15 protein-coding genes are annotated in these 15,450 nt (G+C 47.4%); 5 read left to right on the top strand and 10 right to left on the bottom strand.

The window, feature by feature from the left end:
- Positions 1 to 20: 20 nt before the first annotated feature.
- A complete protein-coding gene (locus AB4Z45_RS17970; RefSeq protein ID WP_441910595.1) occupies positions 21 to 2,255 on the top strand; it encodes an asparaginase domain-containing protein in 2,235 nt (744 codons plus the stop codon).
- Positions 2,256 to 2,428: 173 nt separating this feature from the next.
- Here AB4Z45_RS17970 and AB4Z45_RS17965 read toward each other — a convergent pair whose 3' ends face one another.
- Together AB4Z45_RS17965 and AB4Z45_RS17960 are read right to left on the bottom strand one after the other, a co-directional pair.
- Entirely contained in the window at positions 2,429 to 3,913 is a 1,485-nt protein-coding gene (locus tag AB4Z45_RS17965) for a glycoside hydrolase family 43 protein (RefSeq protein WP_441910646.1), read from the bottom strand.
- A gap of 143 nt (positions 3,914 to 4,056) precedes the next feature.
- Positions 4,057 to 4,758 carry a peptidylprolyl isomerase gene (locus AB4Z45_RS17960; protein WP_441910594.1) on the bottom strand — a complete coding sequence of 234 codons (702 nt, stop codon included), beginning with the start codon at positions 4,756 to 4,758 and terminating at the stop codon, positions 4,057 to 4,059.
- 400 nt (positions 4,759 to 5,158) lie between these two features.
- Between AB4Z45_RS17960 and AB4Z45_RS17955 the strand changes: the two genes are divergently transcribed.
- A complete protein-coding gene (locus AB4Z45_RS17955; RefSeq protein ID WP_441910645.1) occupies positions 5,159 to 6,448 on the top strand; it encodes a histidine--tRNA ligase in 1,290 nt (429 codons plus the stop codon).
- Positions 6,449 to 6,553: 105 nt separating this feature from the next.
- Here the strand turns inward: AB4Z45_RS17955 and AB4Z45_RS17950 are convergent, their stop codons facing one another.
- The 5 genes from AB4Z45_RS17950 to AB4Z45_RS17930 form a co-directional block, all read right to left on the bottom strand.
- Positions 6,554 to 7,051: a MerR family transcriptional regulator gene (locus tag AB4Z45_RS17950; RefSeq protein ID WP_441910593.1), complete on the bottom strand. Its 498-nt coding sequence runs from the start codon at positions 7,049 to 7,051 to the stop codon at positions 6,554 to 6,556.
- A gap of 248 nt (positions 7,052 to 7,299) precedes the next feature.
- Complete coding sequence (locus AB4Z45_RS17945) at positions 7,300 to 7,776, bottom strand: glutathione peroxidase (RefSeq protein ID WP_339206340.1); 477 nt, start codon at positions 7,774 to 7,776, stop codon at positions 7,300 to 7,302.
- 179 nt (positions 7,777 to 7,955) lie between these two features.
- A complete protein-coding gene (locus AB4Z45_RS17940; RefSeq protein ID WP_441910592.1) occupies positions 7,956 to 8,447 on the bottom strand; it encodes a hypothetical protein in 492 nt (163 codons plus the stop codon).
- A gap of 88 nt (positions 8,448 to 8,535) precedes the next feature.
- Complete coding sequence (locus AB4Z45_RS17935; RefSeq protein WP_441910591.1) at positions 8,536 to 9,513, bottom strand: aldo/keto reductase; 978 nt, start codon at positions 9,511 to 9,513, stop codon at positions 8,536 to 8,538.
- 53 nt (positions 9,514 to 9,566) lie between these two features.
- Positions 9,567 to 10,016 carry a MarR family winged helix-turn-helix transcriptional regulator gene (locus AB4Z45_RS17930; RefSeq protein ID WP_076268501.1) on the bottom strand — a complete coding sequence of 150 codons (450 nt, stop codon included), beginning with the start codon at positions 10,014 to 10,016 and terminating at the stop codon, positions 9,567 to 9,569.
- A gap of 204 nt (positions 10,017 to 10,220) precedes the next feature.
- Between AB4Z45_RS17930 and AB4Z45_RS17925 the strand changes: the two genes are divergently transcribed.
- Positions 10,221 to 10,457, top strand: coding sequence for a DUF6953 family protein (locus AB4Z45_RS17925; protein ID WP_441910590.1), 237 nt, complete (start codon positions 10,221 to 10,223; stop codon positions 10,455 to 10,457).
- A gap of 224 nt (positions 10,458 to 10,681) precedes the next feature.
- The gene (locus AB4Z45_RS17920; protein ID WP_076268500.1) at positions 10,682 to 11,047 is read left to right on the top strand and encodes an IDEAL domain-containing protein; all 366 of its coding nucleotides are present in this window, start codon (positions 10,682 to 10,684) and stop codon (positions 11,045 to 11,047) included.
- 128 nt (positions 11,048 to 11,175) lie between these two features.
- Here AB4Z45_RS17920 and AB4Z45_RS17915 read toward each other — a convergent pair whose 3' ends face one another.
- The 3 genes from AB4Z45_RS17915 to AB4Z45_RS17905 are packed head-to-tail and all read right to left on the bottom strand — an operon-like array spanning position 11,176 to position 14,425.
- A complete protein-coding gene (locus AB4Z45_RS17915) occupies positions 11,176 to 12,165 on the bottom strand; it encodes a 2,3-diaminopropionate biosynthesis protein SbnB (RefSeq protein WP_441910589.1) in 990 nt (329 codons plus the stop codon).
- Positions 12,166 to 12,213: 48 nt separating this feature from the next.
- Positions 12,214 to 13,161, bottom strand: coding sequence for a 2,3-diaminopropionate biosynthesis protein SbnA (sbnA, locus tag AB4Z45_RS17910; RefSeq protein WP_441910588.1), 948 nt, complete (start codon positions 13,159 to 13,161; stop codon positions 12,214 to 12,216).
- A 13-nt stretch (positions 13,162 to 13,174) separates the two neighbouring features.
- A complete protein-coding gene (locus tag AB4Z45_RS17905) occupies positions 13,175 to 14,425 on the bottom strand; it encodes a hypothetical protein (RefSeq protein ID WP_441910587.1) in 1,251 nt (416 codons plus the stop codon).
- Between the two features lie 191 nt (positions 14,426 to 14,616).
- Here AB4Z45_RS17905 and AB4Z45_RS17900 point away from each other — a divergent pair, with 191 nt between their 5' ends.
- Entirely contained in the window at positions 14,617 to 15,414 is a 798-nt protein-coding gene (locus AB4Z45_RS17900) for a YheC/YheD family protein (protein WP_441910586.1), read from the top strand.
- Positions 15,415 to 15,450: the final 36 nt, after the last annotated feature.

Genomic DNA, 15,450 nt, shown 5'->3' with positions numbered 1-15,450 from the left:
TTAGGGGGAGGAGTACGGTTATGACCATAAGAAGTGAATCAACTACAACAAAGAAAGTTTTCATTCCCCTCCTCATTGTGGCTCTCCTCAGTACGATACTGACTGGCTATGCCAGCTCAGTTCGTGCCGAGACCGCAGCACCTCAGCTGCCTACCTTTGATATCCCGGCATTATCCGAGGAGCATAAAGCTTCTCCATTGCCAAATGTCATTGTAGTGGCGACTGGCGGGACGATTGCTGGTAAAGCGAGCAATAATGATCCTACTAATTTCCAAAGCTATGCTGCAGGAACGTATAAAATGGCGGATATGGTAGCTCAGCTGCCTGGGAAAAATAAAATAGCGGATGTCTCTACTTATCAATTCGGCAACAAGGGCTCGAGCGGCTACAGTATGAAGGACCTGTATGATCTCTCCCTTGCGGTGGATGCTGCGCTTGAAATTTATGATAGTGCAGTTGTTACGACAGGTACGGATACGATGGAGGAAATCGCTTATTTTCTCGATCTAACTGTTCAAAGCGAGAAGCCGGTAGTTGTCACCGGTTCAATGCGGCCTTGGGATGTCATTGGAACGGATGCTCCAGCCAACCTGTATCAAGCGATTAAGGTAGCGGGGAGCGGCAAAACAAAGTGGTTCGGCACGGTCGTTATGCTAAACGATGTCATTCATGCGGCACGCGAAGTAACAAAGAGCAATTCGCACCGGACGGATACGTTTGAGACACCGATGTTCGGCGTGCTTGGTTACGTTGATGATGCTGCGGTACGTATGTATCGTCTGAATGCTAGAGCGCTCAAAGCTGGACAAGCGGATTGGAAAACGCCGTTTGCATTGAAAAATATTTCGAAGGACAATTTGCCTATCGTTGAAATCGTTTATAGCTACCAAGAAGCCGGCGGCGGTGCCATTCGTGCTTTAGTAGCTGATGGAGCCAAAGGGATTGTAACAGCCGGCACTGGGGCGGCTGGCATTTCGTCGAAGATGAGCGCGGCGCGGTCCGCAGCAATTAAGGATCATGGCGTTACATTCGTATCGACGACCAGAACAGGTTCTGGAACGATTACTGGCGGCGGAAACGGCATTATTGCCGGAGATAATTTAAACCCGCAGCATGCACGCATCATGCTTATGCTTTCGCTGGCATTCTCGAATGATTTTGCTACAGTGAAGAACTGGTTTGAAACGGTAGGGACACAAGATATTAAGGTTGATGTGCCTGAAACGCCTGTAACGCCTGTAACGCCTACACCTACACCGACTCCAACTCCTCCAGTAGAAGGCGGTACAGGTGGTTCGGGTGGCAATGTACCAAATAAAGGACAGGTTTCGATTGGTGCAGGCAGCGCAGGTACGCTTGGCTTGGATGATAGTGTTACTGTATCTATTCCAGCAGGTGCGACGAAGGAGCAAATGCTGCTTTCTATTGAGAAACTGACTGAGACGGGCGGCATTGTTGAGCCATCGAGCAAGCGAGTATCTTCTATTTTTGAAATACTCAAGTCAATATCAGCTGATTTCTTCGTTCCAGTCACGCTGACCTTTAAGTTTGATACCGCTTTGATCAAGAGTGGTCAGACGGCGTCCGTATTCTATTACGATGAAGTGAAGAAGCAATGGGTAGAGATGGGTGGTACGGTAAAGGATAACTTTATTACTGTACAATCTGATCATTTTACTAAGTTTGCTGTATTCGCTGTAGACAAGAAAGCTGAAGAAGTGCCTTCTTTTACAGATATATCAAAGCACTGGGCAGAGGCCGCTATTAAAGAGGCGGTCGCATCTGGAATTGTGAAGGGATATGAAGACGGTACTTTTAAACCGAATAAAACCGTAACGCGTGCGGAATTTTCCGTTATGCTGATGGGTGCGTTGAAAGCGGATGGTGCAGGCTCGGCGCTTGCCTTTGCTGATAATGATAAAATCGCGGCTTGGGCAAAGGAAGCTGTTGCACAAGCGGTCAAAGCGGACATTATTAGCGGCTATCCAGATGGAACCTTCCGTCCGGGCGCAAACATTTTGCGTATGGAAATGGTGTCAATGATTGCAAGCGGTGCTGGATTAACGTTAGATCCGAATGCGACAACGAGCTTTGCTGATAACAAGGATATCCCGGTATGGGCGAAGGGTGCGGTTAAAGCAGTTAGCGATAAAGGCATCATTCAGGGCCGTACGGGCAATATCTTTGCGCCAAAGGCTACAGCAACGCGGGCAGACGCGATTACGGTTATTATGAATATGCTTAAAAACAAATAATGGCTTAACAGAAAAAGAGCGGTTTTTAAAGGTTGATTAGAACCTTTAAGAACCGCTTTTTTTACGCCATATCCTAATACACGCCATGCGACTCTTTCTATCACCCGACGGAGATGATGATTGGGGATCAGGCCAAAGAATCAGGTTAGTGACGAGGCGAAGTAATATAAAAGCTACTCTTTGGAGACGTGGCTGCCCCAAACGGCAGCTCCTTCTTTGGATAGTGCGCTGAATGTCATCACATAGCTGAGTGTGCCTTCATTCCACTGACGGAGTAAAACGCCGTGATACAGCGAACCATCAATTGTAAGATCGATAGTAGCAGCGCCAGTGGTTCTCCATGAGCCGCTTACGCTTCCAGAGATCGTGCCGTCTTTGTTGAGAGAAAGCAGTGCTGCTGGTTTCACATCAGCCGTAATGTCTTTGCCATGGTTCACGTATTTGTATTCGCCGATGATTTGCTCGGTTTTTACGCTCTCTGCGGTTTCGCCTGCATAACGATGAGGCGCGACGACAGGCCAGCCTTCCGTGTTCATAAGCATTTGATGAACTCTTATCTCGTGGCTTTCTCCGCGAGATGGAAAACGAGTGTGGAAAATAATAAATATTTTACCCGTGTCAGGATCGGTGTAAGTGGAGTTATGACCAGGTGAAGTGTAACCCGTCCCAATATTAGCAATTTCTCCGTCGACATTGTCCATTCGGAAGTTTCCCATGAGCTTCACTCCATAAGGCGCAATAGAAGCATCATCAAACAGCGTGCCGAAGGCGCCAAATGCGTCAATCATTTCCTTGCCCTCTGAATCGAGGAACGGGCCGTCGGGATTTTTTGAGCGTGCCACACGAATGTTGTATCCGCCTGTGGAGTCTAGTCCGCCATAGGAAAGGTATAAATAGTAATAGTCCGTTTCTTTGTTGTACATCATATAAGGCGCCTCGATGCGGCTGTGGTTGTTGCCGAGCAGTCGTTTGCCGTAGCCTTGATCGGGATAGGGCAGACCTGTTTTTGGATTCATTTTCATAATAAAAATACCGCCGGAGTATGAGCCATAAACCATCCACAGAATGCCGTCTTTATCATAAAACAAATTTGGATCGACTACGTTTGGATGCACTGCCGCGTCATACAACGTTCCATCCTCGCTCAAATCATTCCACATGCCCGATTTGAGAATCGTGCCCTTATTTTTATAAGGCCCTTCAACCTGATCGGCAACCGCATAACCAAGCACCGACCGAGGCGAGTCGCCCTTGCACATGCTGTAATACATATAAAATTTGCCGTCCGGCAATTGGATGACATCGCCTGCCCAGAACGTATCAGTCTCGGCCCAAGCTAGCTCCTCGCTCATTTCTGTCAGTACATCCGGTATGATGGGATTCCCTTCATAGACACTGGAGTTCAGCTGCTCCCAGGTCATGAGGTCCTTCGACTTCGCCGCAGCAAGATGCGAGCCGAAAATATAGAAGGTATCACGAACTTTGATAATCGACGGATCATGAACGGAGGCGTTAGTGAATAGAGGCTCCTCCACTGTAACCGCTTCCGTTTTTGGTTGGTTTGAAGGATCACTAGCTGCGGATGGTTGATTGCTCTCCGCTGGTGGAGCTGCATTTCCGGCGTTATTTCCGCTGCAAGCGCTCAAAAATGTCATCATGCATACCGTTAACAAAATGATGGTTTGTTTTCTCAAGCAGAAATCCTCCTAGGTTAACGTTAAGTAGTTACTAAAAATATTAATTGATTAATAAATGTATTATACCCTAGGAGATAAAAAAAGAGAAGGGCTCAGCCCTTCTCTTATTTCGTCTTAACTGGTTCTTCGAACGTCATGCCAAGCGTGTCTACAGTTACTTTTTTCATCGAAATTGGCGTTTCCGGCTTATCGCCCGGGCCAACCTTCTGATTGGCAACCTCATCGACCGCCTCGATGCCTTCGGTTACTTTTCCGAAAGCTGCGTATTCATTATCGAGTGAAGATGCATCAGCATGCATGATGAAAAATTGCGAGCCTCCAGAATCTGGATCATTCGTACGAGCCATGGAGATAACACCGCGAGTATGCTTCAGCTTGTTCTCGAAACCATTGCTGTTAAATTCGCCTGGAATGCTGTATCCTGGACCGCCGGTGCCAGTACCTTCTGGATCTCCGCCTTGAATCATAAACCCTGGAATCACGCGGTGAAAAATAACGCCATCATAGAAGCCTTTATTAATAAGAGAAATAAAGTTGTTTACGGTATTAGGTGCAACCTCTGGGTAAAGCTCAAGCTTAATGATTTTGTCATTGCTAAGTTCAATCGTTACAACAGGATGCTTGTCCGAGCCGAGAAGCTCAGGGCCTTCCTCAGCAGGTGCTTCAGTAGGGGGAGTTGTGCTTGTGTTGCCACTGCCTGATCCTGTTTTCTCATTACTCCCGTTTGCGCCGCAGCCTGATGCTACAATGAGCAGAGTTAGTGCGAGAAGAAGCATGATCCCAAGACGTTTGTTCTTAAACAGCATTTCAATATCCTCCTTAAATTTGCGAATGCAATGACCTTGAGACGATCAGGTTTGCGCAGCATTCACCTTTTATATCCAACTTGTATAATATCATATTGCGTGATTTAAATGCGAATTCATCGTTATATCATTGTGTTGATTGTCTCTAATAAGTTAAGGTCTTGCGCGACAAGCGCTGATTCGCTATAATCACATTAATTCAGTCGAAGGGATTGGGTCTTATGTACACATTCCAATTGAATCAGCTTCATCATTTCACCAAGCGTTAGCACCCCTGATCAACATTCAGGGTGGGCTAGCGCTTCTCGCGTTGGCCTCCCTGCAGCATACGATGCGCGCAGGACCAAGAGGTCCTGCGCGTTTTTTTTATTCCAATAATGCAGTGAGAGGAATGATCGTGATGCAAAATGTAAAGGGAACCTATGATTATTACGGCAGGGAGCAAGCGCTTAGAAGAAAGATTCAGGAGACTCTGCGGGAAAAGTTTGAGCTGTATGACTTTGATGAGATGGTGTCTACCGAGCTGACTGATCTTGCTTTCTTGACATCCAAATATGCAGGCGGCGATGAGATTGTTAAGGAAATGTACCAGCTTACAGATCAGCGAAAACGACGATTAGGCTTGCGCTATGATTTGACGATCCCTTTTGCCAAGGTGATGGCATTAAATCCAAGTATTGAATTGCCTTTCAAGCGATATGAAATGGGGAAGGTATTCCGTGATGGTCCCGTTAAACGCGGGCGGCTGCGAGAATTTTTGCAATGTGATGTGGATGTTGTTGGGGTGAAGGGGCCGGAAGCTGAGGTGGAATTGATGCAGCTGGCTGTCGATGTGTTTCGCACCCTAGAGCTGGATATCCAATTGAAATGGAATAATAGGCGGTTTCTTGGCGAAATGCTTGCAGCAATTGGCGTCCAGGGAGAGGATTCGTTGTCGGTTATGCTGACTTTGGATAAGCTCGCAAAAATCGGAATAGACAGTGTGAAGGCGGAGCTTGCTGAGAAGGGTTTGGCTGACGGGGTCATCGCTGCGATTTTAGAGTTGATGGAGCTGGAGGAGCCTACGCTAGAGACGTTGATAGATAAATATGACCTGCAATATAGTGCTGGGGCGCAGGAAGTAATCGAGGTTCGTGATATTTTGCGCAAGCTTGGACTAGAGTATGTTTGCGTGTTTGACCCTTTTCTCTCACGCGGGTTATCTTTCTATACAGGTACGGTTTATGAAATATTTGATGCTTCGAACGGCTTCGCATCGAGCCTTGGCGGCGGCGGTCGGTATGATGCCATTATTGGACAGCTTATAGGCAGGGATGATGCTGAGTACGCAGCGGTCGGCTTGTCATTTGGAATGGAGTCAATTATGGCTTTGCTTGAAGAACGTTACGCAGCTGCAGCGAAGGCGTCGGTTAACGTAGTGCTCATTCCCGTAAGCGTTACGGCGGCAGAACTGCTGCAAACCGCAGCGGAGCTGCGTGCGAGTGGCATTCGAGTGAAGCTCGATTCTAGCGGTCGAAAGCTGAAAAATATACTTGCATCGGTAGCGAACAGCGGCATACGTTACGCTCTTCTGGTGGGAGAGGCGGAATGGAAGGCGGGCTTAGTACGCTTGAAGGATATGGAGGAGCGGGTCGAAAGGGAAATGAGTGTCGACGAAGCCATTTATATTTTAGAAAAGGTAAGTGGATGAGGATCGATAAGTTAAATAGTTTGATATTGGAGCAGCCAAGTTGTACTCGTTTTCTTTAACTTGGCTGCCCGTCATGAGACATTACGAGAGCTAGAGGATTAGTCGTTATAGGAAAGGGAATAGGATGCTGAACAGCTTACGTCGTTTGGTGCGATCCTTTGCTGGGAGCGATGCGGCGGCAATATGCTGCTGAGGGTATTGCAGTGCGTCCATGCTTGCGGTTAGCTGAGTCAGAACGAGCCTAAGTTCGTCGAGCTCCTGCCGGTGGCTCAGCAGCTGGTAAGTGACGACTTCATCCGCTTTCTGGGATAGGGAAGCTTCCAGACGGCTCAGTCGATGGAGCAGTTCCTCGCGATCCTCGTATACAGGTGCGGATGCCTGCAGATCTTGCGGAACGGGAGAAAGGTTAATGTCTTGCAGACTGCCCCCTTCCTCCAATTTTTGCTTAATCAGCTGCAGGTTTTGAAGAGCCGTCTCATCAAAGGTATAGTGACCGAGCGTATCCTTGCCGAAAGAAGAGGGGAACTGGGATATCCAACGTCTGACTGTTGTTTCACTGACAGCAAGAAGCTGAGCGGCTTCTTTGGTTTTTAACAACGCCATTGTCATCACCTCGCTTATTAATTACTAGAGTTATTCGTGCCGAAAACATGCTCTCCTGCACGGCTGACAAAGGTAGTGGTTAATCGCTAAAAGAAGTGATCATCCGATTGATTTTTCATGCTCGCAGCAGTAGCGCGAATATTGCGGCAATTAAAAAAGAAGCTTTCTTATCCACGCTCTGAGTGGGGAAGAAGGCTTCTTTATTTGCGGGATATATTAACTGAAGCGGTTAAGACCTAAACAGAGCTTTACAGCAGCTTCTGTACATATCGTTCGATTTTCTCAGGCGTATCCTTTGATCCAAAGCGCTTTAATACCTTGCCGTTCTGGTCGACAAGAAATTTGGTGAAATTCCATTTGATCGACCTTGTGCCGAGGAAGCCGCGCGCTTCATTCGTCAAGTGTTGGAATAAAGGGTGCGCAGTGCTGCCGTTTACATCCACTTTGGAGAATAAAGGGAACGATACTCCGAAATTGATTTCGCATGCTTCTGCAACCTTGCTGTCATCGCTAAGCTCTTGATTGGCGAATTGCGAGGAGGGGAAGCCTAGTACAGAAAAGCCTTGTTTATTATAGGTGTCATGAAGTTTTTGAAGTCCTTTGAACTGCGGGGCGAAGCCGCATTTGGTAGCTGTATTCACGATGAGCATGACCTTGCCTTTATAAGGGGCTAGAGTCTGATTTTCGCCTCTAATGGTCTTTACTTCAATATTGTACAAGGACATAGGAACAACCTCCATCAACCGATTTTATATTTTTTATAATTTAATTGTACTCAATCTATATAGGGGTGTCAAATGAAATAAATAGAGGTGAGTTAGCTTATAGCCAGAGGCTGCTTTTATTGGTCTGTAAATGAATAAGAGGCCGCCCCTATTTGCTAGGGACAGCCTCTGGCTTGCTTTTAATAAAGAACTTTATATGCACCCGACTGAAGTAGCAAGGCTCCTGCTGCGGCTTCGTTATCGGTGTCAGCCACTAGCAAGTAGTAGCCTTGATCGATAGCTTCTTTGCACGGTTCGATGAATTTGTCTTCTATGCCAATATCATGGAGCACGTCTTTAGTATCAGGCTCATTATCAAGCTTCACAGCGCCTGCGGCTATGCCGGTAGGGCCGCCGCTTATGCCAGTGCTTCCAGCGGTATAACCTGAACCTGCTGCAAATGGAGCGGCGCTAAGCGGAGTGATTGTTCCGGATTGGTTCACCTCTTGCGCTTCTCGAATTTCATAAACTTCCTCAATAGGGATGCTTGAATCGGAAACAAGAAGCGGAGCCGATTCCTTGTTCTTCAGAACGATTCTAAGATTATGTCTATTTGTTCTCGCTGCTTGAAACCGTTTGATCGCTTCCAAGACACCTTCTTCTTTGTCAAATACTCCAATGGCTGTCGTCATAGGGGAGTTCTCCTCTCGTATCTAAGCTAGAATGAGGTTACATGTACTTATATACCCTGCATTCCTTGCTTTGAATCGATAGGCTGGATTAGCGAGCTGCAAGTGCTGAAGCTTCGCTAATTTCGTTAATTTCATCTATTGTCAGCTTAAAACGCATAGCTTTCACGTTTTGCTCGGCGTGGTGAATTTTTGATGCTCCGGGAATCGCGAATACAGTATCTCCATGAGCATGGATGAGCCAATTTAACGCGATTTGTGTTGCAGTAGCCTCATAACGAGCAGCTACCTGTTCAAGCGAATCAATAAGCGGTTTAGAACGTTTTAGGCCGTTTGCTTGAAAAGCGGAGCTCCATTTGCGCGGGCCGCTAATGGCTTTGATCAGAGAAGGATCATGATGAAACTTCCCGCTTAATATACCCTGTTCAAGCGGAGAATAAGCAATGATTGCACAACCGAGTTCTTGCGCCGTCTCGAGAATGCCATTTTTCTCGATGCGGCGGTCAAGCAGGCTGTATTTTACTTGATTGGAGGCGAGCTGCAAGCCATGCTCCCGTAGAACGCGATCGGCCTCGCGCATTTGTTTAGCGGAGAAATTGCTTACACCTATATTTTTGATTTTTCCGGCAGCGGCCAGCTTCGCCATTTCCTTCATCTCACTGCCCACTGAAGAGAAGGAGAAAGGCTGGTGCACCTGATAGAGGTCGATTGTACGCCCCTCAAGCTGTTTAATTCTCACATCAATTGTACGGCCAATGTTGCTGGCGGTACGCATTGCCGGCCACCACTTGGTCGCAATATAGACCTTATCCTCTGCTGGCAAGGCTTCGTGCAAAGCGCTGGCGAGCAGCTGCTCGGATTGGCCGTTTCCATAAATTTCAGCGGTGTCAAACCAGTTAATGCCGCCTTCGTAGCTTGTTTTTACGATATCATTAATGATTTCACCCTTCAGAGCGGGCCAAAACTTTCCGACGAGCCCTTTGCCATTGCTGAATTGCCAGCAGCCAAGGCCAAGCGGAGATAACTGCAAACTCGTTTGGCCAAATCGCCTAACCGTAGATAATGTCATGGCTTGCTCCCTTCAGAACATCAGAATAAGTAATGGGCAGCTGTCTTTTTCCGTTATGCTCTAGCTGATCCTTGCTGTATTCGGTCTAGGAACTGATGCATTTGTTCCAGCAATGCAGCACCTTCTTCAGGTGTACCGTCAAGCTTGCATGCGAGCTGATGAGGAATGTCGACGGCTTGTTCCTTTAACGCTCGGCCTTGCTCTGTGAGTTCCACGAGTACGCTGCGTTCATCGTTGCGGTCACGCGTACGCGTAATATGTCCTGCAGCCTCCAGCTTCTTAAGAAGCGGGGTCAACGTGCCTGAGTCCAGATAAAGCTTATTGCCAAGCGCGGTTACCGTGACATGGTCCTGCTCCCATAGGGCGAGCATTGTAACGTATTGCGTGTAGGTAAGGTCGATCTTCTCGAGCATTGGGCGATACAGCTTAGTAATCTCGCGAGAGCAGGCATAGAAAGCGAAGCATATTTGATTGTCCAGTTTTAAAATTTCGTTGCTGTCCATGTTGTTGTCCTCCGTGGGAAGGTGAATTTGTTTGTTTAAAAGGCAATGAGCTAATGTTCTAAGTTTAACAAAATTAAATTGTGATAAATATAATATAGAGGAATGGACAATACACTGTCAATGCGCACAGCGGCTTCTTATATTGTAGAGGGAGGATGAAGTGTGCTATAGTTACAGCGTTTATTTAATGAAGGAGTGAGAGCGATGTCGCATACTGCTAATGAGGTTGCAGAATGGATGCTGAACGAATTGAAGGAAAAAGGGATTTTGCATCAAAGCGCCGCAGTTGAGCATATAAAAAGCCATTTTGGCGAATCGTTTATATATGTGAATGAGCACGGCAACGCTTCAATCGACAAAGAAGTGAAAAAAATGTTCCGTAAGCTCCATAAGGGAAAGGCCGCTTGGGAGAGAGACGGGTTCTTCTGGGGCTGGAGCTAAACCGCATATTATTGTAGTGGGAAGCTGGGCGTTAAAGCCAAAACGTCCATTTCTCATGAACAACTTGACAAAGGTAACTGTAATTATTAAACTTACAGTATGGAAGTCACCAATAGGACGTAGCTTAATCATAAAAGAAACGTCTACTTTTTTAAAGCAAGTGTACCAAAAAAAGTTACAGTTAACGGGGTATTCTTACTATTAGGGATAGGTGGTGTTTGGAGATGAAATTCAACATAAGCGATTGGGTACAAGGTAAAACAAAAGATGGCGAGCTCATTCATGGTTTTGTCGAAACCATCGATATTTTGCAAGGATTTGTAACCGTGAGCGTTGTAAAGTCTGATAACGTAGAGGTTATAGGGAAAACTGTAGCCGTTCGTTCATCATGGCTCAAAAACGTATCCGAAATTACTATAAATGATGCGCAGGTTTTTCAAAATGCAATTGACTTAGCTTTAGATACATGGGACGAGGCTTGGTTTATGGAGCTGACCAATGCGAAGAAAGCTAGCGAAGAAGCAGCTGAGGCTGGAGAGCGTTCGAAGGTATATTCATTTCCAGTCAATCGACTTGGTCAATCTGCTTAATCAGAGCAGGCTTGCCTCATATCACATCATAGCACCAACAAAAGAAGGATGATGCCATGCGTAACGCTGGTGTCATCCTTTTTAGTATACCTGAGAAGCGACATATAGCCATTTTGCCGCTGGGGGCATTATTTGAGTTGCAGACCGATTCCAAGCGCTTGCGCTCGCTGGACGAAATAATCGGCTATCGCCATATCAAACACGGCCATGCCCATCGGACAAAATAATATAGGCTCCGAATCGGAGATGCTGGCAAGCGCTCCGCGGCAAATCACATCGGTTAGGGAGCTGGTTTGTGCTTCTGTTAAGCCGCTCTCAAGATGCAGCAGCTCAATGTCAGTGTTTTCGCGGCAAACCTCATTCCAATCGTCGACGATAATCGCGTTAATGCCGCTTATAGCTGCTGCTGTATAATCCCGTAAAGAAACATCGAGCAAAAGAGTGCCTTCAGCGGGAGGAGTATCGATATAACGCTGAGAGCTTACTGTGCAATTAATAATGAGATTGCACTCGTTATATAACTGCTGCCAGCTGCTGGCGAGACGCGTACGATGGCGCAGTGCAGCGTCCACAGCAGGGAGGTCAGGGTTATCCAGCTCGCATCCGCGTATATCATACACCTGTATATCCTCTAAATGCTCCCCGAATAAGCGGCAGCACATATCATAATGAAGGCGGCCTACAGGCCCGAAGCCGAGGATTCCAACCTTTAAGCGTTTTGATGCGGTACGTGTTTTTAGATAATGACGGATGAATAAACCGCTGACTGCAGCTGTCCGGGCAGCGCTCGGCAGCGGGGTGCCCAGCATGGCGTAAGGAATGCCTGTTTCTGCGTTGTTGAGCAGTGTGACGCTGTGTGCCCTTGGCAAACCGGCGTCGATATTGCCTGGGAAGCTGGCGATCCACTTCATGCCGGCAGTCTTTACCGATCCGCCGATGTAAGCCGGCATAGCTATGATACGATTAGCTGGATTGCGGTAACGCAGGTAGGGCTTTATCGGCTGTGCATAATCGCCTGAATCGATAATTTGCACCGCAACCTCTATGCTGTCAACAAGCTCTTCCCAGTGCAATCCGATCGTGCGAATATGTTCATCGCCGAGATATAGCACGGTCATGTTCCTCTCGTTTTTGGATTAGGGAGTGTGCTGGATTTCAGAGCGAATTCAGCCGAATTGCTGCTTTACCCACTCATCGTTGAATACAGTATCCATGTATCGCTCTCCGCGATCATGTATAATAACGACGCATATGGCATCATCTGGAAGCTCGTGCTCGATCGATTTTAAGGCATGGATAATCGCGCCAGAGGAAGGTCCTGCCAAAATTGATTCCTGCGCAACGAGCAGTCTGCAGCCATCGACCATATCTTTATCGGCTACCTTTATAGCTTGATCCATAAACCTCGTCTGGGCAAAGGGCGGTATGATTCCTGTTCCAAGTCCTGGGAAGAGGCGGTTGCCGTTCACTCCTCCGAAAATAACGCTGCCTGCCGCATCGACAGCTACCACTTTCGTAGATAGCTTATGCTCGCGCACATATTGCGAGCAGCCTAACATGGTGCCGCAGGTGCTGACGCCGCCGACAACAAAATCGACATGGCCCAGCTCTTCAACAATTTCGTGCATCGTACCTTCATAGTGAGACAAATAGTTGTTTTTATTCGCATATTGATTCGGCCAGAAGCTATTGGGAATGCGCTCTAATAATTGCTGTACTCGATTTAACCTTGCGGGCAGAAACTCACCTGTCTCAATATCAGGCTCTTCAACCAGTTCGATCTCTGCGCCATAAGCACGCATGATGCGGATATTTTGCTGCGTCGCCTTCGGATCAATGACGCTTACGAATTTCATGCCGAGATAGGAGCTGATGGCAGCGAGACTAATTGCCATATTCCCTGAGCTGGACTCAATGATGACGGAGCCGGGCCCGATCAAGCCTTCATCCCATGCTCTATTAATAATACGGGCGGCGGAGCGGTCTTTCGCGCTGCCTCCCGGGTTTAGCAATTCAAGCTTTGCGAATACTTTAATGCCGCGATCGTTCGCAAACAGCTTCGAGAGCTGAACAAGCGGCGTATTCCCGATGATGGACAACAAATTTCTCTCCAAAGGCCAGCACCCCTTAAAAATAAATTTTTTTGGATTTCACCGTCCCGCGTTCAAGTTGTTCATTTTCCGCTGCGCGTGTTACCGTAATGCCCTTAAGCATGCGATTTTGAATCATTTGTCCAATGTCCCCAATTTTATGCTCGATAGCATGCTTAATATGGACAAGCATTTCATCTTTCAGCGATTTGCTTTGAATATGAACATGCAGCTTATTCTCGCGGAGCCTTACTCGAAGCTGAGCGTCATGGATGTATTGGTGCACGACACTTTCGATATCGTATAGGCTGATTTTTTCCCCATGCTTCAGATCTGTACCGATTCGCTTGGAGATACAGCTGAAGCATTGCCGCTGCTTGCCGTCTATGCAGATGGTTTGAAAATCACGCACGACGTCGTAGGTGACATATCTCATGGCAGGGAACAATGAACGTACAAAAGAGGTCAATACGAGAACGGCTTCGTTCTCTTTCAGCGGTTCAAAGCTGTCGTCGATTTGCTCCGCCGGTATTGCCTCGGCATAGATGCCATCAGCGATAACATATAGCCCAAGCTCATGTGAATAGGAGGCGATCGCTCCAACTTCAATCGAGCCATACGTGTCTAAAATATGCTGCGGCTCGATTCCAAACCGTTCGGCCATGTTGTGCTGCCACTGGAGCGGGGCGATTTCGCCGACCACTATTATTTTTTTGATGCCAAACTGCTTTGGTTCCTCCGCGTGAGAGACGATAGCATCCAAAATCGACGGCATCGTATAAAGAAGCTCTGGCCGATAAGATTCCAGCCTCGCAATATGCTCTTCAATCGGGAGCGAAAACGACAGGGAGTCCGCTTCCAAGCCAAGCCGGTCAAAGATGGTCAGCGCTGTATTTGCTGCATGCCCTGTACCCATGTCGGCTAATGCTCTGCGAATAGGAACGGGAGGCTCAGCGTCAGTACTGGCTGTACTGGCGCTGGCGGTCAGCCAATCCTGAAAGCAGGCTGTTTTTGCATCGATATAACTCTCGTCATCTTCCTTTGAATAATAAATCGCCTTACGAACGCCTGATGAAGTGCCTGAGGTTCTGTAAACGGACAAACCTTCCTCTTCTCGAGCTCTCCCCGTAAAATAATGCTGCTCCAAAATGTCCGACGTGATGAGCGGAAGATCAGACAACTGGCAAACTTGCGGATCTATTCCATCCTGTTGAAGAAGGGTGTTGTACCAGGGGTGATGCTGGACGATTCGCTTGATATGCGGATGAAGCAGAGTTATTGGTGACATTTGGTGTTGAGCCTCCTGTAGGACAAATATCTCGAATGAATGCGTTAATTAAGCATATGTCGTTTGTGCCTCTAGGTTCTGATTATGGGGACAAACGCCTACATCCATTTCGTTCAAGCTTCGTATGCTAATAAGAGTGAATTATGAGGCAGTAGTATTTTGCGAGAGAGAGGGTGGCTGCTATATCGTTTATGAAAAAACATCGTCGTACGGTTGCGGATAAGTGGGCCAAATCGGAAGTGATGAGACGCGACTCGGTGTTAAAGAATCATTTGCCGGAAGCGGAGATGATGACAAGGAAGAGCCTGCGTAAAATGTTGAAACAGTGGGGGATGGTGTATGTAAAGCCGATCAGAGGTGGACAGGGAAGAGGTGTGATGAGGGTAGAGCTTGACGAGGAGGGTTTTCGGCCCTATTCGTACCAGCTTGGCGAGAAAAGATTGGCTTTTTTCACCTATAAAGCGGCTTATCGCTCTATTTTGAGAGATTCGAAAAGGAAGGCTTACCTAGTGCAAAAAGGGATTCGCTTGCTGAGGCATAAGGGGCGTCCGTTTGATATAAGGCTCGTGGTGCAGCAGTCTCCGCACGGGGTTTGGGAGGCGACGGGAACTTTGGGCAGGGTAGCTCATCCTCGGAAAATTGTAACGAATGGCAGTCAGGGAGGGACAATCTATCCAACGGGGTATTTGCTGAAGCGATATATGAGTGCACCAGTGAGGCGGCGAATGTTGAATGGGATGGATAAGCTTGGCGTTCTCACCGCGATGAAGCTCCACCAGACGTATCCCGGCATTAAGGAATTAGGTGTTGATCTTGCGCTTGATCGCGAGCTTAAGCCATGGATACTTGAAGTTAATACGCTGCCTGATCCATGCCCGTTCTTGCTGCTTGACGACCAATCGATGCTTCGTAAAATCGTACGCTACGGCAAGGCGTACGGAAAAACCTACAAGCTGAACTGTAAAAAGGCGAAGCGCGGGGTTAGGTAGAGCGGTGCGGTGGGCAAGCTCGACTAACCGCTTTAA

The organism is Paenibacillus sp. MCAF9, from assembly GCF_052114265.1.
Lineage (GTDB): Bacteria > Bacillota > Bacilli > Paenibacillales > Paenibacillaceae > Pristimantibacillus.
Note: the sequence above shows the minus strand (reverse complement) of the source record. Positions and strands in the feature narration are given on the sequence as shown.

What these genes read in the sequence shown, in the direction of transcription:
- AB4Z45_RS17955 (WP_441910645.1), top strand. Translation starts at nt 5,159, where the DNA reads ATGCAAAATGTAAAGGGAACCTATGATTATTACGGCAGGGAGCAAGCG.
- AB4Z45_RS17970 (WP_441910595.1), top strand. Translation starts at nt 21, where the DNA reads ATGACCATAAGAAGTGAATCAACTACAACAAAGAAAGTTTTCATTCCC.
- AB4Z45_RS17925 (WP_441910590.1), top strand. Translation starts at nt 10,221, where the DNA reads ATGTCGCATACTGCTAATGAGGTTGCAGAATGGATGCTGAACGAATTG.
- AB4Z45_RS17930 (WP_076268501.1), bottom strand. Translation starts at nt 10,016, where the DNA reads ATGGACAGCAACGAAATTTTAAAACTGGACAATCAAATATGCTTCGCT.
- AB4Z45_RS17935 (WP_441910591.1), bottom strand. Translation starts at nt 9,513, where the DNA reads ATGACATTATCTACGGTTAGGCGATTTGGCCAAACGAGTTTGCAGTTA.
- AB4Z45_RS17960 (WP_441910594.1), bottom strand. Translation starts at nt 4,758, where the DNA reads ATGCTGTTTAAGAACAAACGTCTTGGGATCATGCTTCTTCTCGCACTA.
- AB4Z45_RS17920 (WP_076268500.1), top strand. Translation starts at nt 10,682, where the DNA reads ATGAAATTCAACATAAGCGATTGGGTACAAGGTAAAACAAAAGATGGC.
- AB4Z45_RS17965 (WP_441910646.1), bottom strand. Translation starts at nt 3,913, where the DNA reads ATGATGACATTTTTGAGCGCTTGCAGCGGAAATAACGCCGGAAATGCA.
- AB4Z45_RS17945 (WP_339206340.1), bottom strand. Translation starts at nt 7,776, where the DNA reads ATGTCCTTGTACAATATTGAAGTAAAGACCATTAGAGGCGAAAATCAG.
- AB4Z45_RS17900 (WP_441910586.1), top strand. Translation starts at nt 14,617, where the DNA reads ATGAAAAAACATCGTCGTACGGTTGCGGATAAGTGGGCCAAATCGGAA.
- AB4Z45_RS17940 (WP_441910592.1), bottom strand. Translation starts at nt 8,447, where the DNA reads ATGACGACAGCCATTGGAGTATTTGACAAAGAAGAAGGTGTCTTGGAA.
- AB4Z45_RS17905 (WP_441910587.1), bottom strand. Translation starts at nt 14,425, where the DNA reads ATGTCACCAATAACTCTGCTTCATCCGCATATCAAGCGAATCGTCCAG.
- AB4Z45_RS17915 (WP_441910589.1), bottom strand. Translation starts at nt 12,165, where the DNA reads ATGACCGTGCTATATCTCGGCGATGAACATATTCGCACGATCGGATTG.
- AB4Z45_RS17950 (WP_441910593.1), bottom strand. Translation starts at nt 7,051, where the DNA reads ATGGCGTTGTTAAAAACCAAAGAAGCCGCTCAGCTTCTTGCTGTCAGT.